Source organism: Lysobacter sp. GQ73 (genome assembly GCF_059758755.1).
This window is the reverse complement of the sequence record NZ_JCAXEE010000008.1, coordinates 70,398-93,818: the sequence shown is the minus strand read 5'-3', so window position 1 is coordinate 93,818 and position 23,421 is coordinate 70,398. Positions and strand designations below refer to the sequence as shown.

The 23,421-nt window shown below is 61.5% G+C and carries 20 protein-coding genes; 8 read left to right on the top strand and 12 right to left on the bottom strand.

Features of this window, described 5'->3' with window-relative positions; genetic code table 11:
* Positions 1–293 precede the first annotated feature (293 nt).
* The gene (locus AC6CH2_RS19590) at positions 294–1,232 is read right to left on the bottom strand and encodes a hypothetical protein (RefSeq protein ID WP_498270673.1); all 939 of its coding nucleotides are present in this window, start codon (positions 1,230–1,232) and stop codon (positions 294–296) included.
* Between the two features lie 633 nt (positions 1,233–1,865).
* Here AC6CH2_RS19590 and AC6CH2_RS19585 point away from each other — a divergent pair.
* Complete coding sequence (locus AC6CH2_RS19585; protein WP_498270672.1) at positions 1,866–3,299, top strand: hypothetical protein; 1,434 nt, start codon at positions 1,866–1,868, stop codon at positions 3,297–3,299.
* A gap of 511 nt (positions 3,300–3,810) precedes the next feature.
* A complete protein-coding gene (locus AC6CH2_RS19580) occupies positions 3,811–4,719 on the top strand; it encodes a hypothetical protein (protein ID WP_498270671.1) in 909 nt (302 codons plus the stop codon).
* A 220-nt stretch (positions 4,720–4,939) separates the two neighbouring features.
* On the opposite strand, the gene AC6CH2_RS19575 is transcribed toward AC6CH2_RS19580, so the two are convergent.
* Positions 4,940–5,176: a hypothetical protein gene (locus AC6CH2_RS19575; RefSeq protein WP_498270670.1), complete on the bottom strand. Its 237-nt coding sequence runs from the start codon at positions 5,174–5,176 to the stop codon at positions 4,940–4,942.
* Between the two features lie 499 nt (positions 5,177–5,675).
* Between AC6CH2_RS19575 and AC6CH2_RS19570 the strand changes: the two genes are divergently transcribed.
* Positions 5,676–6,764, top strand: coding sequence for a serine hydrolase domain-containing protein (locus AC6CH2_RS19570; protein ID WP_498270669.1), 1,089 nt, complete (start codon positions 5,676–5,678; stop codon positions 6,762–6,764).
* A 1,588-nt stretch (positions 6,765–8,352) separates the two neighbouring features.
* Here AC6CH2_RS19570 and AC6CH2_RS19565 read toward each other — a convergent pair.
* From AC6CH2_RS19565 to AC6CH2_RS19550, 4 genes are all read right to left on the bottom strand, one after another.
* The gene (locus tag AC6CH2_RS19565) at positions 8,353–8,748 is read right to left on the bottom strand and encodes a hypothetical protein (RefSeq protein ID WP_498270668.1); all 396 of its coding nucleotides are present in this window, start codon (positions 8,746–8,748) and stop codon (positions 8,353–8,355) included.
* A 616-nt stretch (positions 8,749–9,364) separates the two neighbouring features.
* Positions 9,365–9,490, bottom strand: a complete 126-nt coding sequence (locus tag AC6CH2_RS19560) for a hypothetical protein (RefSeq protein WP_498270667.1) — start codon at positions 9,488–9,490, stop codon at positions 9,365–9,367.
* 159 nt (positions 9,491–9,649) lie between these two features.
* Positions 9,650–10,012 (bottom strand): hypothetical protein, encoded by a 363-nt coding sequence (locus AC6CH2_RS19555; protein ID WP_498270666.1) that lies wholly within the window; start codon positions 10,010–10,012, stop codon positions 9,650–9,652.
* A gap of 131 nt (positions 10,013–10,143) precedes the next feature.
* Entirely contained in the window at positions 10,144–10,947 is an 804-nt protein-coding gene (locus AC6CH2_RS19550; RefSeq protein WP_498270665.1) for an RHS repeat domain-containing protein, read from the bottom strand.
* Between the two features lie 560 nt (positions 10,948–11,507).
* Here AC6CH2_RS19550 and AC6CH2_RS19545 point away from each other — a divergent pair.
* Positions 11,508–12,062 (top strand): hypothetical protein, encoded by a 555-nt coding sequence (locus AC6CH2_RS19545; RefSeq protein WP_498270664.1) that lies wholly within the window; start codon positions 11,508–11,510, stop codon positions 12,060–12,062.
* A gap of 199 nt (positions 12,063–12,261) precedes the next feature.
* Here AC6CH2_RS19545 and AC6CH2_RS19540 read toward each other — a convergent pair whose 3' ends face one another.
* The 3 genes from AC6CH2_RS19540 to AC6CH2_RS19530 all read right to left on the bottom strand — a co-directional run bounded on the left by AC6CH2_RS19540 (position 12,262) and on the right by AC6CH2_RS19530 (position 14,411).
* On the bottom strand, positions 12,262–12,720 hold the full coding sequence (locus AC6CH2_RS19540) for an RcnB family protein (protein ID WP_498270663.1): 459 nt from the start codon (positions 12,718–12,720) through the stop codon (positions 12,262–12,264).
* 657 nt (positions 12,721–13,377) lie between these two features.
* The gene (locus tag AC6CH2_RS19535) at positions 13,378–13,704 is read right to left on the bottom strand and encodes a hypothetical protein (RefSeq protein ID WP_498270662.1); all 327 of its coding nucleotides are present in this window, start codon (positions 13,702–13,704) and stop codon (positions 13,378–13,380) included.
* A gap of 161 nt (positions 13,705–13,865) precedes the next feature.
* Complete coding sequence (locus AC6CH2_RS19530) at positions 13,866–14,411, bottom strand: GNAT family N-acetyltransferase (RefSeq protein ID WP_498270661.1); 546 nt, start codon at positions 14,409–14,411, stop codon at positions 13,866–13,868.
* 172 nt (positions 14,412–14,583) lie between these two features.
* On the opposite strand from AC6CH2_RS19530, the gene AC6CH2_RS19525 reads away from it, so the two are divergent.
* From AC6CH2_RS19525 to AC6CH2_RS19515, 3 genes are all read left to right on the top strand, one after another.
* Positions 14,584–15,033, top strand: coding sequence for a hypothetical protein (locus AC6CH2_RS19525; protein ID WP_498270660.1), 450 nt, complete (start codon positions 14,584–14,586; stop codon positions 15,031–15,033).
* Positions 15,034–15,842: 809 nt separating this feature from the next.
* Positions 15,843–17,453, top strand: a complete 1,611-nt coding sequence (locus tag AC6CH2_RS19520; protein WP_498270659.1) for a hypothetical protein — start codon at positions 15,843–15,845, stop codon at positions 17,451–17,453.
* A 65-nt stretch (positions 17,454–17,518) separates the two neighbouring features.
* Complete coding sequence (locus AC6CH2_RS19515; protein ID WP_498270658.1) at positions 17,519–17,899, top strand: hypothetical protein; 381 nt, start codon at positions 17,519–17,521, stop codon at positions 17,897–17,899.
* Positions 17,900–18,108: 209 nt separating this feature from the next.
* On the opposite strand, the gene AC6CH2_RS19510 is transcribed toward AC6CH2_RS19515, so the two are convergent.
* Positions 18,109–18,390: a hypothetical protein gene (locus AC6CH2_RS19510; RefSeq protein ID WP_498270657.1), complete on the bottom strand. Its 282-nt coding sequence runs from the start codon at positions 18,388–18,390 to the stop codon at positions 18,109–18,111.
* A 1,258-nt stretch (positions 18,391–19,648) separates the two neighbouring features.
* Between AC6CH2_RS19510 and AC6CH2_RS19505 the strand changes: the two genes are divergently transcribed.
* Positions 19,649–20,308, top strand: a complete 660-nt coding sequence (locus AC6CH2_RS19505) for a hypothetical protein (protein ID WP_498270656.1) — start codon at positions 19,649–19,651, stop codon at positions 20,306–20,308.
* Between the two features lie 778 nt (positions 20,309–21,086).
* Here AC6CH2_RS19505 and AC6CH2_RS19500 read toward each other — a convergent pair.
* Entirely contained in the window at positions 21,087–21,863 is a 777-nt protein-coding gene (locus tag AC6CH2_RS19500; protein WP_498270655.1) for a hypothetical protein, read from the bottom strand.
* A gap of 519 nt (positions 21,864–22,382) precedes the next feature.
* Positions 22,383–23,120: a DNA-formamidopyrimidine glycosylase family protein gene (locus AC6CH2_RS19495; RefSeq protein WP_498270654.1), complete on the bottom strand. Its 738-nt coding sequence runs from the start codon at positions 23,118–23,120 to the stop codon at positions 22,383–22,385.
* Between the last annotated feature and the right edge of the window lie 301 nt (positions 23,121–23,421).

Here is a 23,421-nt window from a genome sequence, read left to right as displayed (position 1 = left end):
GCCAAGTCTGATGCGCCCACGGCTACCGGCTTCGAACCAGTCTCGACACCTTGGCATACACAGAGAGATATAGACGCAGGCTATCTAGCCAGCCCCTAGCCGACCAGATTTGGCCTAACCCGCCTGCCATTCACTCTATACAGCCAGGGCGTATCAAGTGGAGCGCTCGTTTGCTAGCGTCGGACAGCTTGAGAGCGGAACGTCTAGTGCATGCGTCGGTGCGGAACTTAAGCTCGAGAAATGAAACAATCTTGATTGGGGCCGAATGGATCGCCTGGACCGCTAGCCGCCTGTCATGGCACCAACTGGCCGAAGAAATAGCGTCGGCCTGCTTCGAAGTGCATGGGAGACGCCAGGTAGCGATCGAGTACGGCTGCCGCGCTACGGGGCTGAAATACGCCGTTGCCGCCATAGAAGCTGGAGCAGTCGACTCCCGAATAGACTTCGAATTTACGTCTCCAAATCAGAAAACCTCCCCAGTCTGTCCATTCGCCCGCGCGTTCGGACAGCAGATACTCCCTCATGGATCGAACTTGTCGATTCATATCGACAGGCATGCCTCCCGAAATCGAAACTCCGTCGCCGCCAGAACCACACTTCAATTCGGCAATCCGCGATTCGACAGCTTCCGAGTACTCGATCTCGCTCAGACCGCTGTCGTAAAACTCGGGCTCGGCTTCGATCGGATCGAGCAGATTCGATATGTTTGCCTCTATCGCTGCCCGGTCGGCTCGACGAGGTAGCGCACGCCAAGCTTCAAGCATGAACGGCATCAGCCAAAGAATGCCGGACCACTGGGCCGCCAGACTGGCCTCGATGCGCAGATAGTTCGGCCCTTCGATCATGAGTTCGGCGAGGAACTCCAGGTCCGTATCGAGCCCGGCGTCCGCCGTCAGACCCAGGCAGGCCGAGACCAGCGTCGGATCGCAGTCCTTTTCCAGAATCCACTTTTTCAGCCTGGATACATGGCTGTAGTCCGCGCGCTTCGCGCTTTCCAGGATCGACGCCAATGCGATCCAAGGATCGTCACTCAGCCATCCCGCCGGCGACATGACTGCTTCAGGCGCGAGGCCTGAATATCGGTACCCGCGCCCTTTCCAGTAGAAGCAGTCTTGAAGGAACTTCGGTCGGCGGCCGTGCTTGTAATTGCAATGAGCGGTATGCATCACGAGTGGTTTCGAAATATGCTGGCGAGCGTGGCGGCTCATTCGCCCGAGCAGAATGTCGGCCAACCCCGTGACGCGGTCATCGCGTTGCGCTATGCGTGCCCAGTCTCACGACGGACGCGCAGCCGCCTATGACACAGGGAGAAGGGCAATACAATATCAGATGGATCATCGGGTATTCGCGGTCTCCCGGTTCCCTCGATTCGGCCGTGTTTACCACCGCGCCCCTTACGCGCCTAAAACCGGTCGCCTGCAAAGCAGCAGTCCTCGTTCGCGATAATCGTGGGTTGGATGCCAGCCCCGCCGGAAGGGGCGCGGCGCCCGACCAGGAAGTAGAAGCGCGTCCTCGATCGGCGGCCGACTTCCTCCCGACGATGGGCAAACGAGTCCGTCGACCGCTTTCGCTCGCGATGTCGGGCGAGCCACCTCGCTGGATCACTGCGCGGTGTGCCTCGTGCGGCCGTGGCGACGCCGGACAACACGCAAGCGGAATCGTCGATTCCGGGTAGAGGCACTTCGGTCCCAAGCACCGGTACTGGCTCGACGATGATTGAGATGGGGCGTGTTTCTTGCCACAAATCCGAATGGTGAGAAAGCGTGAGCCAATAAGTGCCATCCGGTACTGCAGATTTCGAGTGCAACGGGGACCAAGATTTATGGGCGATCAATCTTGATCGCCAACCCGAATCAGAGGCTCGCATGTCATACATGCCGTGGTATCTCGCCGCAACCATCTTGGGATCCTCAGCACTCTTTTACGCTCCGTCGTCTATCGCGCAGATGACCGAGCTCGGCACATTGGGTGGAAATGCATGCTCGGCAAAGAACGCCAACGACAACGGCGCAGTCATCGGCACCTGTCGAGATGCGGACGGCGACATCGTCGCAACGTACTGGGCCCCAGGCACTGCGGTACCGATGCCGCTGGCGGCGCTCGAAATGGAGGGCCCCTGCGACGTGTACGACATCAATAATGGCAATATCGCAGCCGGCAATTGCGAGCAAGGCGTAAAGGGGGAGCATTTCCCGGCCCGTTGGATTACCTCGCTGCCCGGCAGCGGCCCGCAACGCCTCAACCCGTTGGCAGGCCATGCGAAAGCCGAAGCATGGTTGATCAACCATTCCGGTGTGGTTGCGGGCACCAGCATTGAGGCCGGCGGTGGCGCGCGCGCAGTGATCTGGCGGGCGGGCCAGGTCAATCCAACCAACTTGCCGGAGCTGGGCCTGTTGCCGCCTTTGCTTCCCAGTAGCACGGAGTGCAGTGTGGCCGACATGACCGATGCGATCGAACCCGTCGTGATCGGAACCTGTGAGTTGCGCGATGGTGGATCGGTGGCGGTTCGCTGGCAGCGTGGATTGCTGGGCGGCTACGCCGCCAGTGAGCTGCCGCGGCTGGAAGGCGGTTCGAACTGCGTTGCCACTGCGATCAACGACGATGAGTTCGTCGCTGGCACATGCGAAGACGTGGATGGGGACGTTGTTGCCGTGCGCTGGACGCCCAATGGGAGCCAGCTGACCTATCTCGACTACTTGGACGTCTCAGGCGAGTCACGGCAGCAGCTGACGGTCGAGGATATGAACGAGGCGGGCATCATCGTCGGCAACTACGTCACCGACGATGGACTGAGCCGTGCCTTCGTATGGGCACCGAACGGAATCCCCGCGCTGGAAGAGGGCTTGGATATCGGGTCGTTGGGCGGGTTCTGGGTTCGCGCCGTGGATATCGCCGACAACGGCCATATCGTCGGTGTCGGTCAGACTGCAGTTGGGCGGAGCCACGCCTTTCGATGGACACCAACCGATGGGATTGAAGACCTGGGCACGCTGGGCGGGTTTTCCAGTCGGGCGGTTGCATTGAGCGACAACGGGCTATGGGAGGTGGGTATCAGCCAAGTGGTCTCTGGCCATATGCACGCGTACTCGATCGACCCGGTTAGAAGAGCGGCTGCTCCATTAAAAGCACTGGGCGGCTGGGGCGGCGGCTGGGGTGGTGGTTGGGGCGGCGGCTGGGGCGGCGGTGGTTGGGGCGGTGGCGGTTGGGGCGGCGGATACCGTGGCAGTTGGGGCGGTAGAGGTTGGGGGCAGTCGCATTTGAGTGACCTCAGGCGCGAATGGAGCCAAATGTTTAACTGATCTCGATACGTCGATGAGTAATCGTCGATATCGGTTCGGGAAGCGCAACGTGCTGTGACGGCCGCCGCCAACCAACAGGGTGGGTATGCGGGCGAACATAACGAGAGGCTCCGCACAATCGGTGCGCCGCTCTCCCGACATCCGTGAGGAGGCCGGCACGAGATGGGCGTTGCCTCGACATGTTTTGCGTTCGTTGCCCGACGCGGCTTCTTCATCAGGAAGAGCAGCCGATGTTGTTGAGCCCGCCGATCGAACCGCACACGGTCGGCCCCAAGCGGGAGACTTATGCCCTGAACGGGCGACCGAGTTGACGGCACGGGCCGATCCGGCCACGGTGCACCCCGGGAGAAAGAGGCCATGCGTCATGGATGAGCGCTGCACCCGGCGCATCGGCGTGGACGGTGTAGACGCCGTAAAAAGCGTGACGGGCCACGCGTTCTCCAACTTTGGTCGGTAGCGCTGTCACTCGTGCACCATGCAGGCTGGATGCTCTGCCGAAATCGGGGGTCTCATGTCGGAGACGCGTAGCTGTTTCGCACAACTCGGACTTACGCTGGTGCTTTCGATCTTTCCCATCGGCGGGTGGCTTGCGCTGATGGTCGCGATGTCGGGTTGCAGCGCGCCGCCCGCATCCAACGAGGGTCCGCGCGAGCTGCCGCGCCGCGCGGCCAGCGCGCGCGAACTCGCCGAGTATCAATGGATCGTGCAGTTGGCCACGCGCGCCGACGGCGCCGCCTTGCCATTGCTGCAATCCGATGCGATCAATCAGATCGAGGTCAGTTTCGAACGCGACCAGATGACGGTCCGCGGCGGCCTGAATTCGCATTCGATGGTTTACCGCATCATCGGCAACCGCATCGTCGCCAAAGGCGAGGGCATGGCGATGACCCTCATCGGCACCCCGCACGAGCGCAGCGCTGTCACCGACGATACACTGCGCGACCACCTGCGCCCCCCATTCGAGTACTGGCTGGAAGGCAGCGGCGCAGTCCAGCGCCTGCATCTGATCGGAGCCGATCGTACCCACCTGATCCTGCACACCATTGATGCGGCCTACGGCGTCAAGGGCGAGTCGTTGAGCTTGGAGGTGGCGCCGAAGCCGCAGGACTGCGTTCGCGCGATGCGCGCGCCGATGCCTGGCAGCTGCCTTAAAGTGCGCAAGCTGAAATGGGTCGATCACATGCCGCAGCCGGCCTCGGACTGGTTCGTGCTGCCATGGCATGTGTTCGACGGCCAACGTCCCACGCCGGGACAGCACCAGGAACTAAAGGTGCGCTACTACCCCTCGCTGCCCCAGCGCGCGCCGGGATATGGCATCTACGTGGTCGACCAGGCGCGCGGCTACGATCAGATCCCAGTGGTCGAAGTTCGAGGCAACGTCACCTACTGGAAAATGCCGAAACAGCCGAACGTCAACTGATCGACATCAGCCCACACTCGATTGTTGATGCAGTGGCGCAATGGCGTTACCTACCCCAGGTTCAACCGTGCATCAATCAGCTACCCGTGAAGATCAGATTTCCAGAGGCCGAGGATCCGCGACTTTCTGCTGGCGGTTCATCAAGCCGAAGCCGCTTTGCGGCTCGGCCTAGGCGCTGCAGTTGACCGCGAAATTTGACGCCCACGTTGGACACTATCCATCAGCGCTCGCCATCGCTGAGCAGTTGAAAATGGTTCAAGCCACGCATCAGCGGTTGCTTGTCGCTGCGGCGCAGACGAATCTCGAAGTTACTTGTCACCGAGGCCGGCAGACCCTGTTGCTCGATGCGTGTGACCAACGGGATCTCGTGAAACCGATGCGGCGTCGCGCTCCCGGTCTGGGTAATCAGCTCCTCGCTGCTCATGCCCATGATGCTGCTGCCGATTTTGGAGTCCATCGCCACCGACATCCGTGCGCCGTCGAGGAACAGGGGTGCGGTAGCGGCCCCAGTCGCGTTTTGCACCGGCGTCGGCGGAAATCGGGTGTCGGCGGCAGTGCGGCAAGGGGATATCTCGGCGGAAAGATGCAGCCCCGGTAGCGATTATCCCTATGACGCCGCGTGGTGGCCGGACGCGCAACGGCCAGCGGGCGCGTTGCGGCCGCGGCGTGTAGCCGGTCCAGCGCGGTCAGGCCCGGGGCACCTGCGGCGGTAGGGGCGTGGGGGCGGATCGGGGTTAGCCTGGCGCACGTCAACGGCGGCCGTGCAGGGCGTAGGAGCGCCCCGATATTTGACTGGGCCGAAAGTATCTGAATAGCCAGGTGATTGTTGAGAAACCCAAGTTTGCCGTCGGCCTGCATATATGCGGCGGGAGGCACGCGGGCATGACGATCGGCATCTGCCATCGCCTCGGTGACGGGATAGCGTAACCATCGGCCCGGTATAGGAAGCGCAACGGATGACGCGAATGGGATGGACACGGCGAGCGTTTCTCGGCGCGTCAGTCGCCGGGGTCGCGCAGGCGTTGCCGCTCGGCTTGGGAGCGGCACCCGTGCCTGAGCCCGTTTGGCGGCCGGTACTGGAGTCCTTTGCCCAAGCGCACGGATTCTACGGGGTCGTTTGGCTGGAACACGACGGGCGGACCGTGTTTCGCCGTGCATACGGCATGGCCGACATCGAAGCCGGCCGTGCAGCATCGACCCGGACGTTGTATCCCCTGGCATCGATCACAAAATGGCTGGCCAGCGTGACGGTGATGCGATTGGTAGACAGAGGCGTTCTAGCCCTGGAGGGGCGCATCGCGGACTACCTGAGCGAATCCCGTCCCGATACCGGGAAGAGAGTGAAGCTTAAGCATCTGCTGTCGAACACCAGCGGCATCCCCAATCGTTTCGACGCGAAGGCCGACCCTGGATTGTGGAAACGGTCTTTCACCACAGCCGAAGCCATCAGCGCGTTCTGCTCGGGGGACCTGAAGTTCGAGCCCGGCAGCCAGTTCGCCTACGACTTCACCAACTGGGTCATCGTGCAAGGGATCGTGGAGACCACAACAGGGCGCACCTTCGCCGACGCTGTCAAGACCTACACCTTGCAACCGCTGGGCCTAGCTGGGATCGTTCCGCGCTATACCGAGGATGCAATCAGGCGCGTGGCGTCGGGCTACGCATCGACTCATCCGCCCATTCGAAAAATGTTTCCGCAGAGCGTGTACACCTTGGCCGCTGGCGGCTACTGCGGGCGGGCCGGCGATCTCGTTCGCCTCGCGCGCGCCGTTTACGCGCCGGGCTTCCTCGGCGAGGGTTCCCGTGCTGCCTTGAGCACCGTACTCGCTCCTGCCGAGTCCTATGCGCTCGGTGGACGCGTCAAAGCCGTTGCGATCGCGGGCAAGCCCACTGCGTTCGCATGGCTGACTGGCCGTCTGGAGGGGTATCGATCCCTACTGGCCCACCGCCTCGACGGCCGCTGCACGCTCGTAGTACTCAACAATACCGATCTGAGCCAGAGGGATATCGACGTTTTCGCCGAGACTCTACTGGCGAGTTCATAAGCGCCACTTGGGTTACACGAGCTATGGGTACCTGGAGGTCGTCGGTTTACTGACTTTGCGCCAGCAGCCGGACGGTCACGGCACCACGTTACTGACGTTGGAAGATGAATGTAGGGTCGTCCAGGTAATCGTCTGGCCGAATTTGGGGCTGGTCAGCGCAGAGAGTTGCTCGGCTCTCGACTGCCGACCGTGGATGGCAAGTGGGAGATGGAAGACGTATATGGTTACCGTGGCTCCGATAGACCCCACGATAGAGCCGCGATCCACCATCACTGGCCCGAGGCCTAACAGTCCGTTCAAGCCGAAGCCGCTTCGCGGCTCGGCCTACTCCAGGCCGTAGGTCCTTTATGAAGCTTTCGCGAGAACTTTCCGGCAGAAAATCCGCGACTTATAAGCTTCAGCCTCGTTACTACCTTCTCACCACTTGCGTGGGCTTCGCCGGGGTAGCGGTCGGCTTCGGGCTTCTCTTCATATCCTTCAGCTGCTTGTATACCGCCGTTCTTGGCGTTCCAGTCACTAGGTCCGTCCCTTTCAACGCGACTGCTGGCTGGCTACTGCTCGCCTTCATGGTCGGCATCCCCGTTTTTATCTATATCGGCTGCGTTCTGGTTGCAGGCATGTTCGGTTTGTTTTTGGTTGGACGCGGCAAATGCTCATGGTCTGAGGCCATGTATTACGCTTTGTTCTCCAGGTACCCAGCCTACTGGTACAAATCCAGGAATGAGACCTGACAATTCATGCAAGCCGAAGCCGCTTGCGGCTCGGCTCAATTCCAGCGCTAGGCAGCCATGTTGAAACTTCTCGCATTCATTGAAGCTCTGCTTATTTCAATGCCGGCTGCGGCCGTGTCATGTGGCGGGCAGCAATCGGTAGAGCAAGCCTACTCGGCAGCGGAAAACGTCTTCTCGGTTTACGTCGGTGAGATTTACATAGCCCCGGGCTTCAGACGAGATGACTTTCACTTCGCACGGCTAAGAATTCTGCCGGTCGGAAGGGCAGCCTGAAGCCAGCGGATGTCGTTTCGACCACGGCGGAAGATACAGTCAGCTTTGTCAGTGATGGCTTTGTCCCCCGCCAGGGCCTCAATGCGCTTATCTATTCGGGCGGGACACAGCCTTTTTCCTCAGCACTTGCTCCCGGTCTGCGCTACTGGAGAACACACGTCACTTCCCGGCGCCTCAAGAGCTCTCCAGGCCGCCCCAAGGCACGTAGACCTCTTAAAAATTCATTCAAGCCTAAGCCGCTTCGCGGCTCGGCCAACTCAGGCCGTTTGCTGATGTCCGCTTCTGGCCGATAGCGTCGTTTGATCGGTCGCAATTTTCGTGCTTCCCGCGGGGTTCCGGCCTCCAGCACAACAAATCTTTACGGCCGTCAGCGATTCGAGCGCTCCGGCGCGCATCCATGTCAAAGCCAATGGGGAATTCTCGTTTCGCAGCCGGGCGCCGAAGTAATCGGTTGGCTATCCCTCGATGGGGTCTCGTTCTTTGCCGACTGTTTTTGCCAGTGAAAAAGGGCGCCGTAGCGCCCTCAGTTCAAACTTCTTAGGTTCGTGCGCGAGGCGACAACTGTGCTTCCTCGACGATAGCAGCTACTTGACAAGCTTTGGTGGAGATTCTTCGGTCAATATGATCGTGGTTGAATTGCAAGCCCCGAGATTGACAGCATTCTCTTCGGGACGCTGGATAAACTTACCTTCCAGCTCAACGTAGCGCATATCATAGCGTGCGGTATCCATAGCTGCAGGAACCAGCAAACTGACGCAATTGTCAGCATAGTCACCGCGATCAAAAGCGGCTCTGCTCTCCCAAATGCCATACCGCTCAAACCTAGAAGTCATCCATCCGAACACCTTGACGCGTTGCCCATGATGCTCTGACCTCGCGGCATTTAGTGTGGCCGGCGTTACGGCGCCATCAGGCTTGGTTGGGGCCGCCACGCAAGACGTAAGCACGATGGTCATCAAGACTGCGTTGAGGAACTTCATACACTTGCTCCCTGATTCATTAAAAGCTCGCTGGCGGAATCAGGCACACGCCGCATCGCCCTTTCCGAGCGTAGAAACTACCGAGCCCCTAAGGGTCCGCATTCACGAAATGAGAAAAACTGACCTCGCGGCGCTCGGCATCCGAAGTTCAATTAGCTAAATTCCGGACAAAAATCACTTTTTCTCTACCTAACGAGCATAGAAAGTCTCGTCGCCGCAACCGCCGGCTTCAACTTGACGACCTAAGATTTTGTAGTGAAGTGCACCGTCAACGCTGGGCCTAGCTATTGATTCACCATGGACTATGACCGTATATCCCTCCCAGCCCTTAACGTTGCCGAGAACGGACGCAGGAAGCGCTAGATCATGGCATTTGCCGTCCTTCCCTGTAAGCGAGCCGGCTCCTCTTCCGTCAGTAAGTATGCTCAACCTCCCTTCTAAGATGTCCGCGTTTTTAGCCTGCTCCCTCACGTTGGAGTGTGGAGAATTTGAGAAGAGCAGCTTGTGCAAAGAGCTGTAATGATTAGCAAACTTTTGAACTGCATGTGACACCTCCTCCTCCGGCGGCCCCATCATTCTTGTTCCAGAACTGAACAAGTTTGACCATATCGCTGCGCTACTGTTGTTCTACCCTCGACCCCGCGACTTGACCGAGCGCGCCGCTCCAGAAATCGGCGGCGACATCGAGGTCGCCGATCTCGCAATAGACGATGAAACCGGCCAGGCGGCTGCGGTGGGCCATTTTGCTGCTCCGGGCAGTGGATTCGCTGCCAGATTGTCGCGCTGTCGGGCCGCGCGGAAGTGCAGGTGTCGCCGATTCGGCAGATCGCGGGAAACAAGCCCGCCGAGTGGCGGGCTTGTTGCGTGATGGGATCGACTTAATTGCGGCCCCTTTGTTTCCCTACAAGCCGAGGTTACTTTCTTGGGTTATGATTCGATCAACGCGACCATTTTGATCGAACACGACGATTATTCTCGTAATTTTCGTGATCGCATCCACTGGCGGCTCGAAAACGAAAAAAATGAGGGTAGGCGATTCGAGCGCCTCCTCTTGAATCATTTCAGTCGGGAATGTCGAGGTGTCGGCCAGCGGAGGTCTGAACTCGAACTTTATGCCGCGGCCTTTCAGTAGAAGTTCGACGTTGGCACGAGTTTCTCCGACTCTAATTCCTTCAGTCGCAGCCTCGGCAGGTCCATGCCTCTGGCAAGAGGCCGAGTAGATACTGAAAAATGCCAACAGCAATCCATTGATAGCGCGTTTCACTGATTAGGCCCCTTTGGTTCGAACGGCACTCCAGTTGTAAGGTTGTTTCCCAAGGCGTTGTTGTTAGGGTCAGGCGTGGCAACAGGTCTAGTTCCAGTAAGACCTTGCGCAGCGTCAAATGCAAATGAATTTTAGTTTACGCCGCGCGCATCGCAGTTAATTTTTGCGGCATTCACAGCATCCTTAAAGCGATTAAGTTGTCTCATTACTTCGCCGCCAGAGGCTGAGGTCGATACGATCGTTTGAGAACCGGCTTGGGGAACCTTCGCATCCTGGGAGATCACCAGAGAAGACGTTGTCGCCTGCAATTTTCTAGAGTCTGGCTTTATACCGAGAGATTTCGCCAGTTCGGGCGAGGCTGCTTGAATGTCGCCAGTCATGGTGCGCCCGCCCGCTGGTCCAGCTCGCACTACTTTCGATTCAGAACCATCTTTTGGAATCACGACAATGTATGCGTGCACGTAACGTGGCGCTCCCGGAATCTGGGCGTAGTTCATCTGTACATATGTGCAGTCCTGCGTGCAGCCTCCCGCTACTCTTCGACCATCAGGATCAGTGAACTTGTACGGATTGCCGGCTGCGTACCAGAACCGATTGAAGTACCGCCAATCTTTGTTGCCGTAAGCAGTAACCGGATCGACGCTCAAGAACCTTCCGATGGTCGGGTCGTAATAGCGTTGTTGCATGTAGATTAGGCCAGTAACAGCATCGCTAACGTGGCCAGTGTAGCCTGGACCGTCACCGAGAGGGCGACCGACTAGCTGCCCAAAGGGCTCGTACTCGCTGCGCTCAACCACATTTTGATTGGCATCGGTCACCGCGACCGGGCTGCCAAGCGCATCGGTATGGATGTATTCCACGACGGTCTGCGCTTGTACCGCGAAGGTGGCCACGGCGAAGATCGCTGTGGCTAGAAGCTTGGATATCCATTTCATGTCGTTATGCTCCAATCAGTCCATTGGCACGGTGCGACGGGTGGCCGGGTACGGCGGCGTCGACCAGGCCGAGCAGCCTCCCGATCCACACGCACGCACTGCGTAGTTCAATGTGCAGTACTGCCCCTTGGTACTGGATGCGATCTGAGTCGCTGTCCCGCGATATAGCAGCGCGCCGTTGTCCGAGGACTGCAACTCGTAAGCTGTCGTCTTGGCGGCGGCGGTGCAGCGTACGGTGCAGGTGTCGTTGACAATCCGACCACTCAGGGTATTGCGCAGCCAATCCGCCAAGGTGAGGGTCGGTGTCGCAGGCGGAAGATCGATCGTAATGAACTTGACCTCATAGTACGGCCCGCAACCGGCCGCATTGCAGCCGCGCACGCACTTCGGAGGCGGGCTATCGTTATCATCCTGAGGAGCTATTAGGCCTCGCGTTCGCCCTTAAGCAACTTGCCAATAGCTGCGAACGATTCATCCAAGCCGAAGCCGCCTCGCGGCTCGGCTTAATTCAGGCGTTGGGTCTCGTGACCAGCGCCACTAAAGACCAATGGGGGAACACCATGAAACGATCGCACAACGGCTGGATCTTCTTGCTCGGCATTCTGTTGGTTGTAGGCGGGCAGGCTCTCGCGGCCACTCAGGACATCAAAGCCGAGCCGGGTACAGGACTGGCATTCGGTGCGTTCGACATCACTGAATCCGATCTGGCGGTGAGCCATGTGGTGCTTCTGCGGATCAAACCCACGAAGATGTATATGGGTTCGTCTGGGGAGAAGAATACGGTGACCTACACCAATGGCGAATTTCTCTCGCCCAATTTGAGTCCAGGGCTCTACACCGTGAATGGTTTCTTCTCTGGCAACAAGTTCTTCGCGCTTGAAAAGAGCCTCCGAAATAACACCTTTTTGATCGAGCCCGGCCGGGTAGCTTATGCAGGCAGTTACAAGCTCAACCTGGCGAAGGGAGGCCTGTTCCGTCGGGATAAAGGCACTTTCGATCGCATAGACGCTCCGGATGCCGAGAGGCGATTACTTCAGTGGCTCGCAAAGGAATTGGGCGCAACCGGCTGGGGCCCTGGCGTAAACGCACGTCTAGCCGAAGTGAAGGACAGATAAGCGCGTGCTGAGAAGGCCTGCAATTCATTCAGCCGAAGCCGCTTCGCGGCTGCTTAGCCTGCAAGGGCATCGGGAGACAGGTCGGGCTCATCCGCACGTAGAGTCCTTCGTCGGTTTCGCCTCATGAGTCCGGCGCTTTTGTCGGACAAAAAAGCAAGGGCTGCCGGAGCAGCCCTTTTTTGATCCAACTTACGCATCATTACCTGTCTAGGATCTGCGCAATCACACCGGTGGCCAACTGCACCATGTAGTAGTTGTCATCGCGGGGATCAGGACGCACCCATGTATAGCCGCGCGGCGGCGGCGCGAGATCGTAAGCGCGGTAGTCGCGCACATAATACGGTTCGGCTAAGTAGTGCCTGGGGATGTATTCGCCTCGTGCCCAACGGCGCTCGGCCTTGGCCTGCTCCTTTCTGTATTCGCGGCGATCCTTCTCGTACTCGCGGTCCGCCTCACGACGATCCTTCCAGTACTCCCGCTCGGCCTCACGGTGATCTTTCGCCGCTTCGCGCCAAGCCTCGCGGCGGTCTTTCTCGTACTCACGCTGGGCCTCGTAACGGTCCCTGTCGGCCTCGTGACGATCCTTCCAGCGGTCATCGGCATGGGCGAAACCACAGGCCGTCAACATCACGGCGGTGGCGAGCAAAATACCTTTCATGGTCGGTCTCCCAGGTGGGACGCGCCCATGCTGCGGCGCCCGATCTGAACCATGCAGGAAGGGCGAATGAGCCTCGGTTCCGCGCCTGAAGACATCGTTCAGCCGGCTCCCACGGCCCGCGGCCCCGTCTGCCGTGGCCCAAGCCAGCTACAGCCTGGAACCGGCTCGCTTAAGGACAATCGAGTACTGCGAAGAGGGCAGCGCTTGGCCACACCCGCGAATGCGGGCAAGACGATTCGACATCCCGCCAAGCCCGGGCCGACGCAAGCGCACAGGCCACGCTGCGCGCCCGGTGCGGCAGCTCACCGGCCGCCATCGCCGGGCGTCATGCACTGCGCTCCGGGACGCCGTGGGCCCAATGCAGGGGTCCGATTCGCGGGCCCAGTTCGAGGCGCCACAAGGAATGTTTGGAACGATGGTGATCGGCCCAGGTTCCGCCGAACGGCCCCTCGACCCGCAGCAGTTTGCGACGTACCAACCGGCCAGGCTCGCCCCATTCGTCCGGCTCGCGCTCCTCTTCGATCACTGCCACCGATATTTCGGGGTCGTAGATGGGCGGCTCACTGCGGGTGCGCAGCCAGCAAGGGTATCGGCAGACACACGTCTGCATGGACGGTGCAGGCAGGTCTGACGCGGGTGGCGCAGCAGCGAAGGCCATCATGCGGTGGAAAGCCGCCGCGATGGGCGCTCGTCCGCCAACTCGGCCCGCACCGTCGCGCCGTGGCCGGCGAGCCAGCGCTCGACCCAGCCCAACGCGGCGGCGTCGGTGCGGAAGGGGCGGCTCACCTGGTCCCTGAGGCCGAGGTGGCGTCGGATGGTGGCGACGGCGCCGCGCTCGCCCAGGGCCGGCCGCACTGACGCCAGCCACGCGTCCGGGTCGCTGTCCGGGACCGCAACCAAGTGGTGGGCGAGCGGTGAACCCGCGAAGGGGGCTTCCCAGTGAAAGCCGGGCGGCAGGGGGTGCGGGGGCGAGTGGGCGTCCATGATCGCGGACGCTAATGGTTATCCGTCTCCCCTGACGAGACGCCGCTAGGCCGGATGCTCCAGGCGGCGGCCGGCAGGGCGCCAGCGGACACCGGCGACTGCGCATAGACGCGCCTCATGTTCGGTCGAGCGCCTGATGCAGGCCATATCGTGAAAAGCGCCTACGTACTTCGAGAGCGGTCCCAGTCCTGACGGGTAATGACGTACTCGACGTCTCCGACTTCACTGCCAGGCAACGGATCGGCATAGGCTGCAAAAAAGGTTCTCAGATGCCGCATGCCGAGTCGCTCCATCAGGCGGCGTGAGGCGAAGTTCACGGCCATTGTTTCGGCCGATATTCGCTTCAAGCCTAAATCCAGGAATCCATGTGCGACTAACGCGCTCGCGGCCTCAGCGGCGTAGCCGTGCCCCCAGAATTCGCGATGAAAACGATATCCCAACGCTGCGCTGTCTCCATCGACGTCGAGTGACACCCAGCCTATGAACTGACCACCAACGGCATGGTGGACCGCCCACACTCCAGGGTCGCCACCCCTGGGCATCAAAAAGGCAGTGTCCACCACCGAGTCGGTTACCAAGGGTGTCGGCGCGCCCCCATTGAGATAACGCATCACTTCGCCGTCCTGCTCCAGGCTGTGGAGGTCGAGCCTGTCCGCCTGCGTGGTGGGGCGGAGAATGAGGCGAGCTGTGTGCAGCATTCCGGTCATGTTTGAGTTCGGCAGGGGACGTAATCGAGTTGGCCATCGTCCGACAAGTCATTTGAATCGAGTCCAAGTCGTGGCAACGTCTTCGTGCCTACGATAGGCTAACAGCAATCGCCGTCCCGCTTCGGGCCGGCCTAACTCAAGCGCGCATGTCGAATCAATGCCAACCGAGTTGATGTCCGATGTCGATTGGCAGGAAGCCGATGATTTCCATCGGATGCTGCAACATGTCGGCGCCGCCTGTTCTACGCGGTCGCAACGACGCATCGCCTGCGAATTCGCACGGCTTGTGTTTGACGATCTGCCGCAACCGGCCAAGACGGCTCTCGAATATGCGCAGAACATGGATTCCGACCCGGATCGCCTTATCCGGTCCAGGCTGTTTCAGGACCAACTTCAGTTGTATTTATCCGAGGAGCATTCCAGTTCCCCTTGCAGTGCGGTTATCTGGGCATTGATGCCCTCGACCACGTCCTATCCTGCGTGGTACTCCGCATCGATCGTCGCCCATAATCTCGTCGAAGCGAAGGCTGCGACACCGCAACAACTATGCGATTTTATTCGAGCCTTGGTAGGCCACAGTGAGGCTGAGTTACATCCCGATATTCCCAAGGAGTCGCCGTAACAGAACAATGCGCAGGAGCTTCGAAGTCGGGCGCTTTAAGAATAGGCAATCTCGCCGCTGCCGGGCTCTGGTTTTGATTCTTGAGAGGTACGCTATTGGATACTGCAGGCACTCTTGGACGAGCAGCTCGTATCCCTTGCCAGAGAGCTGAACGGGTTTGCTTGGACTGGCCCGGTCGTTACGGATGGCTCGCCAACTGATAGTCCTCGCCAGTGGCCTGCAGTTCACTGAGGCCGAAGCCGCTTCGCGGCTCGACTCGGGCGCCGCGCTTGAAGGCAACACTCGGCGCACCCAACGAGATCGAAACTTCCAATCAATGGCCGACGCTCACTTATCGCGACTACATCTGCGCGGTGGCTTTCACGTTAAGAGTTCTCGTCGACCCGTCGGCGATCCAAAAGCCCAAAGGGTCTATGGCTGGCCTATTGATTACAAGGCCACATGAAACAGGCCTTTGGTTTCGAGATCACCGTTAGGCGGAAGAGAGATTCGGCGGCGAAATTATCGCCCGAACACCACGGACATCCTGGATCAAGATGCCTCGCCGGTGTAGCCGGCCCCCCTCGCCGCTGCCAGCCAGGCTGAGTCGCAACGTTGCCCGGCGGCCGCACAAGCACGACGCGGGATTGTTTGCGACGCATCGGCGTGATCGCGGTCACGGTGAAAAACGCCGTGTCGCGGCGACGGCCGGGCTCGAAGCTGCGGCCGTGCGGGCGTCATCGCGTCGCTAGGGTCGTTCCTAGCTTGCGAGCGCCCGAACCCCCATTAAGGTTTCCGGCAGCCTCCCCCTCGCACTCGTATTCGCTCCCATGACCGACCCCACCCGTCCCGTCGCGCCTCCGCCGATCTTCCCGCTGCCCACCACCGGTTCCAGCTACAACGCTGCGGTGCTGGCCGAAGCCGACCGCATCGTCTCGACCCACCAGTACTGCGGCCGTACCGACGTGGAAGGCATGGCCTACGCGGTCGCCGACTACACGCGCCAGCATCCCGAACAGGGCCAGCAGTTGCAGGACGCGATCGGCTCGCGCCTGCTGCCGATGGACCAGGTCGCCCTGACGAATGCGGTGCAGACCGTGCAGCGCCTGGATCAGGCCAAGCCGATCGGCACCCAGCACGGGGTCGCCGTCGACGTCGCCCCCGGCGACAGCGAGCGCAGCGTGCTCGACAAGGGCTACCGGCAGATGGCCGCCGACGCCGGGCTGTCGCCGCAGGCCGCCGCCGAGTTCGCGCGCCGCGCGCCGGCGCTGGACGACGGCACCCTGCACGCACCCTCCGGCGATCCGCAAAAACAGGGCCCGGCCATCGATTTGTCGGCCGCGCGCGACGGCAAGATCGAACTGGCGCCGACCTCGGCGCAGTCGGGCCTGCTCAGGCTGCTGGCCGCACAGGACCGCGCCGGCCTGGATCCGAACGCGCCGACCGGCGCCGCCGCCGGCATTCCGTTCATGGCCGACGGCAACCGCGCCGGCGCGCCGGGCAACGGCGCGGTCACGCCGGAAGTCGCCGCCGAAATGCTGCGCAACGTCTCCGAAGGCAAACCGCCGTTCCGCCCCGACCTGGGCAAAGTCGGCCCGGTGTCGTGGTTCGTCACCGAAGGCAATCCGCACGTCGGCGTCGGCAACGACAAGAGCGTGGTGGTGCCGGTGGAAGTCGCCAACACCAGCGGCAAGCCGCCGCTGCAGTTCGGCGAGCGCGAACTGCTGGAGATCTACGACCGCAAGTACGCAGCCGCCGCCGAAGCGGTGGAGCAGCAGGTGCGCGAGAAGGCCGGCAAGGGCCCCGGCGAGCCCCTGTCCAAGCGCAACCAGCACACCATCGACCGCAGCGCCAGCAAGATGGCCGAGCGGCAGATGTGGACCGAGGTCGGCGAAACCGTGGCCAAGTCCGAAAGCGGCGTCGGCAAGGTCAGCCTGCAAGACAGCATGTTCTCGCGCTCGGCCAACGGCGAGTTCACCCTGACCAGCCGCCCTGAGAACGTACGCATCCAGGGCGGCGCGCAAGGCCTGCTCGACGTGATCAAAAACCACGGCGTGAAGGCCGACCCGGAAGTGCTCAAGTCGGCCAACGACCTGGCCGCGCGCGAAGGCTGGGCTGGAAAAGTCGAAGGCGCGTTCCGGGTCGGCGGACGAGTGCTGATCGTGGTCGGCGTGGCCGCCGACGCTTACCGGATCTATACCGCCGAGGACAAGGTCAAGACCGTGGTCGAAGTGGCCGGCGGCTGGGCCGGCGCGGCCGCCGCCGGCGGCGCGTTCGCTACCGTCGCCGCGCCGGTCAACGCCACCGGCCCGTGGGGCTGGGCCGCGTACGGCGTCGGCACGCTCGCGTCCGGCGCGGTCGGCTACATGGCCGGCTCGGAAATCACCAAGACCATCTATGAGTTGGTGGTGGAAGGCAAACCGATCGAGGTCGGCGGCTGACGGCGCGGGCCGACAGCGGCCCGCCCCCGATCCGTCACCGACCCGATTGCGGCAAAATGCAGGCCATGAACGCAGAACATCGATCGCACATCCTGCTGCGCGGCCCGGTCGGGCGCTGGCAATCGGCGCTGGGCACCGCCGCCGGCGTGACCGGCGACCGCATCGAATTCCACGACGGCGGCCGCGGCGTGCTGCACAGCTGGTCGCCGGCGTTCGGCCAGGAAGCGCTGCCGTTCGAATGGCGGATGCAGGCGCCGGGGCATTTGCTGGTGCGCCAGCTCTACGACGATGGCGACGACGAAGTCGAAGCCTGGACCGGGCTGGAGCTGGAGTTCCGCGAGCGCGCCAGCGACCTGGGCGCGCAGATGGTGCTGGCGGAAAAAGGCGCCGAGGGCTTCTGGCTGATGCTCGATCCGCTCGCCTGGGTCGGCCCGCCGCAGGGATAGCAGCAACGTTCGCTGCGCGGGTCTTCGCTGGCACCGTCCGGGAGAAGGGCTACCCGCTGAGCTCTACTGAGAAAGGAAGGCGGGAGCGGGTCTACCGCATCCAGCCCGAGGCCAGGTAACCCGGCGCCGACGGCAATGCCGCGGAGTACGCCGATGGCAAGCCGGGCGGTGCCCGGCTCGCCGTTTGCATCGCGCTGGCCGCACCCGGCTCAGTCGTCCGAAAAGCAGCCTTGCGACAGCTTGACGTACCAATAGCCCGACGTCGGCTGAAACTCTTCGACGAGGATCGTCTCCTCCTGAGTGGATTCGCCCCAACCCAGGTAACAAGCCTGGTACGCGTAGTACGATGCGGCTTCGTACGCCTGGTCGCGGTCGTGGCCGTAGCCCTCGCCGATAACCTGATAGTGGTGCCGGTCCGCAAGGGCGGCGCCGCTGAACAGGATCGACATCAGGAAGGCAGCGCCGACGGCGCGATACTTGGTCATCTTCATACATGCTCCTTGCGAGTGAAGTTTGAAGGCTGCGGAATGATCGTGACGCCTGTGTGAATCCAGACGCTGTAGATTGCCAAACCAGGACCGGACCGCCATCTACTGTCGCGATGCGAACGTGGTGAACTCCGCTCCGTTTGCTTTATCGGAGAGAGCGCTCATGCGTTCCCGGCCCCGGAACCCTAGCATGCACGCCGGCCTCCTGCTCGCCGACCTGCCACCCGTCCTGCTCTCCTTCGTCGAGGACGAGCTCACAACAACGCAGCGGGCGACAACGAATTGCGAAGCTACTTCATAAGCCGTGGCCTGACGGCCGACCGAGCAATCGATATCGACCTGCCTACGCGACGGGCAGCTAACGGGGGGCGCAACGCCCATGCGCTCGGGCGTCGGGCTCCGATTCAACCCGCAGGCAGACGGGCTGGCCTGAGCCAGCATAATCCCTTGGTCCCGAAGGGGCGCCCAGATGCTGTGCGCGGTTTTTCGTTCCGGGAACATGCGCTGTCGTCCGACGCCTTGAACAGCCTTCGCGAAACCGCTTCCCTAATCCGTATGTCCGGAATGCGAGGACCCACTGCGATGCATTGGCCGCGCAGTCTGTCTTCCATGCCGCATCACTCTTGCAGCCGCGCCCCTAATTCGGCGCCGTCATGAAGTCGGGAAACAACGAGCCGTGGCCATCATCCGAAGGTTCTTGGTCGAGTTAACGGAAGGGGCGTGTAAACACGCATGTCCATCAAGAACACGTCTCCCGTCCGCCCGGACATTTCGACGATCGCAAGGCCCAGCCCGTGAAGGTCGCGCTCCAAGTCCCCCGACGTCTTCAAAAGCCTCGATCTGCTGAAAGTGCGTGAGGCCTCGCAATGAACCGGTCAGGTTCGTTCTTGTGGATAAACGCTTGAATTCGCCAAGCGCCTTCTGCTTGATCGCTGTGATCCGACGCGCCGGATGAAAGCCTTCCAAGCGCAAGTATCCCTGGCTGGCGAAAAGTCGGCTCGAACCGGTTTCATCAGGTCGCCTCCTTTGGAACCGCGGTCGCGCCACCGACAACGCTGGCCCTTAATCCCCAGGTTAGGAGCGATTCTTGGCGGTCCGGCGTAATCGGCCCCGGCAGTTCGTCCGGCGAAGATCGCAAACACGGCCCCCTCACCCGAGGAGAGTATGGTGATGAAAGAAGAATGCGTAAGTAGCCGCCCGGCTTTCCGCAACCGCCCAACGTCATTGGCGCCTGCGTCCACTCAAGTGACACAGGAATGCCATGAAACGATACCTGGTGACTTTGCGGCACAAGCCCGGCTCGGTGTTCGAGTTCATCTCACTGAGCGACATCGCTTTAGCCGCGTTTGAACTTATGCCGCTTGCACAAAAGGTCCGAGTCCTCGACGAGACCCCGGCATACATAGTGATCAGTTATGCATGGAAAACGGGACACGAGCCGTCGCTCCTGACCGACGAAGAGTTCGCCCGCTACGGGTTGGTCCGCATACCGACAGCAGCGGGCGGCCTGCTTCAGGACGGACCACCCCGACCTAGTTCGGCAGCCGCTCCGCAAAAGAGTCGGCCACAGCCGACCGAGGCCGCCGACGCCAGTGCGAGGGACGGACAGCGGCAGCGATTCGTCGACGTGGAGGCGGTTCGATTGTTCTGGGCGGACCACATACACATTCTGCCCAACGCCCATCTTCTGAACCACGCGGAGCTTTCGTCGGCCATCGCCATCGGAGTCGAAGCCGTTCTGCGAAACTCCCGGCCTTCCGCGATCCAGGTCGAACTCAAGGCATGCTACGACCGACTGATCGCTGAGTCGTTCGCATCCTGGGAACACGTGCTGGACATAGCCGAGTACGTCTACGCGCACGCCGATCTGCGCTTGCGCGCAGACTCCTTGTACGGCGACCGAAGCCAAAGATCCGAATAGTGCACTCGGTTTCGCTACTGCTGTACCGCTTTCCGGGCACACCGTATGACTTCGTGCCGCTGCGGGAACTTGTTCGCGGGGTGATCGGCGGCGCGGTGATTGGGGTCAGCGACGTCCGTATCGGCTCGTGCTCGGACGGAAGCATCGCCGTTTCGTTCTTGTGGGCCGGGTACGGACTACCGGCCATATCGAACGCCTATATCGCCCGATTCGGGCTTGCCCGCGCCCCATCGGGTCAAAGTTGACCTTCGCTTGGCCTGGGGAGACAGCCGGATGCTGTCGAAGATCGCCCGGCTGATCGTGCGGCCAACGGGTGCTGATTCGTACCTCACCAAGCGCAGGAAAGTCGGAAGCCGAGAGCATGCGAAAGAAGCGCCATGAATCTTCGGCGAATGATTGGCACGGCGCTCATGTTCCGGCTTACGTCCCGGCCGCAGACGCATGTAGATCGCTTAGCCATGCAGGGGCCCACGTCTGGGATGGCCGGGTGCGCCCGAACGGCGACTCGAGCATCAATCGTCCACACCGACTGCCCTCGCAAGGTCCATGCCCGACGCTGCGGCCTCTTCAGGAAGCCCTGGCGTCGCTCGTTGGCAGCGAGCGGGGAAGATTCTTCAGTGTCTTGCAGGGTCTTCCCGTCATTGGCGACGGGCGCTACTCAAACTTTCGGTCGATCCGGCCCGGATCCAGTCCGGGAGGCGATCGTGCATTTGCAACGGATCAAGACTCGCGACAAGAACTCGCGACAGAAAAAGCGGCGCTTTCGCGCCGCCTTTTGTTACCGACCGTCTTTGTCGGCATCGCCTGGGAGGACGCGTTCGACGCTGTGCCAAGCATCCTTGGCGGCTACCTTGGCCTTTTCCCAGCCCAACCGGGACTCGCCTCTTACGCTGTCCCAGCGCTGCCCAAGCTCCGCTTCGAGCTTGTCGTCCCAGTCCCGGTCGCTTCGATGCTGGCGAGCGTAGGTACCGAGGCGATAGGCGGGTTGGTAGTCCCTATATGAGGCGTCGGCCTCTCGATAGGGGGCCTGATCGAACTTTGCCTGATGGTAGCGATCGGTCGCCTCGTACGCCTGGTACGTGCGGTCCGCCCGTGTCCAGGAGTCTTGCACGGCCGAGCGCGCATCCTGCCAGTCCAGCCTGGATTCGCCGCGCGCACTGGCCCAGTCGCGCTCCAACTCGGCATCCGTCTTGTCGTCCCAAGGGCGGCTTCCCAGTCGCGAACGGGCATCGGCACCGTACGAATAGGCCGGCCCGTAATCGGTGTCGTAATCGTACTTCGAGTCGTAATAAGGGCGCCGGGTGTGTTCATCGCGCCAGTACTCGGTTTCGCCGGTCGGGTCGAGTCGCTCGGCTACGCCCTTGCCTGCCGAGGCGCCTGCGATGGCGCCGATGCCGCCACCGATCAACATGCCGATCGGGCCGCCGAGCGCGCCGATGATCATGCCCGCTGCGGCGCCACCGACGCCACCGACACCCACTCCGACCGGATGAGAGCCCGGCGCGCCGGAGATGGGATCGCGATTGAGGTCACGCCTTTCATTGCTGCTTGTCATGGTGCACTCCCTGAGCGGACGCGATGTCCACACTTCACCCGAGCATCGGCTGCCGCTCATGTACACCGCGTCGTCGGCGCGCGATGAGCGGGTTAACAGTTCGTGTGCTATGGCGGGCCTCTAGTCAATGTCCATCAACATGAACCATTCACCGCCCGGCTAGTTCATCCACCGGCATCGTCGACGACGATGCGTCACCGCCAACCGGTCGCGCGCCGTCCGCGGGCTTCACCGATTAGTTCAGCAACCCCGGCCGTCGATGGCGGTGAACCTGGTCCGCCCATTCCTAAACTCCGGGGCCCTTGTTTGCGGCCAGCGCGAAAGAGAAACGGCGCGTGGTTCGCCACGCGCCCTTGCCTGGACTTGCTGACGTATCAATCCGCCAGCGCGCCGTAGCCGGCCCCGACATCAGCACGACTGGCTACCCGCTCCTTCATGAGGCCCGTGCAGGCAATGTTGGTCGCCTCGCTCACCCAGCCCAGGCGGCGGAAACCGTTCCGCCACTTGATTCGGACTGGCCTACTGGTAGAGGCGCTGGCACACGGGGCAAAAGAATGCACGACGCTTGAATCGGCCGAGATGCTTGCGGAAGCTCAACCGCTCCCCGTCGCGCGGGCAATACATCTTGGTGTGGACTTGATAGTGCTTTTTGAGCTCGAAAGCCTTCTTCCAATGATAGAAGTCGAAGCTGTACTCGCGCGCCTGGCCTACCATCTCGTTCAACTTACGTGGCGAAAGCGCGCCGACCGTACTCTCGGGGTGCACGCGAACCCGGTGCAGGACTTCGTTCTTGATGATATTGCCGACACCGGCGAATACATTCTGGTCGAGCAAGGCGTCCGCGACCAATTGGGTCGGCGACGCGCGCAGTTTCGCGCGTGCCGCCTTGGGATCCCAGTCCGGGTTCATCACATCGCCCGACCAGTCGTAGACATCGTCGAGAGGCTCCTCGATGAATTTCACCGAGCATGAGTAGAAATTCAGGGCATCGCCGCCGTCGAACTGTAGGCTCAGCCGCGGCGGCGCCGGGCGCTCCTCGTTGATCCGGTAACTGCCGAACAACATGAAATGGATGCGCAGGCTGAAGTCGTCGAATTCCACGAGGAAGTGCTTGCCCCAGCTGCGCAATGCCTGGATTCGCTTTCCCCGCATGCGCTCTATGGGCTGCTTGCTGTTACCTGCGACATGCCGCACGGTGCGGCCCTCGAACAGCGCCGCCTCTTCTTTGAGGATGACAATCGTAGGACCTTCGGGCATGCCGGCAGTATGGGGCGCTGCCGTTAGACCGGCGTCAAAGACCTCCCCTCCTCCGCGCCCACGCTCCGGCACCACGACTGCGGCGTGCGCGGCGACCCGGCGCCGTCATCGTCGTAGCGATCGGTCCCGATCATTTCCGGAGGCGCCGCTGCATCGACTCTCAGGCACTGAAGAGTCACCGCGGTATGTGCGCTAATTCGGGCGTTCGATCGCCACTCAGCGGAGATATCTGGCGGCGCATCGGGGGCGGCGACCGCGAAGGACCACCCTTCGGGCTCGCCTCACTAACAGGGGGTGAGTT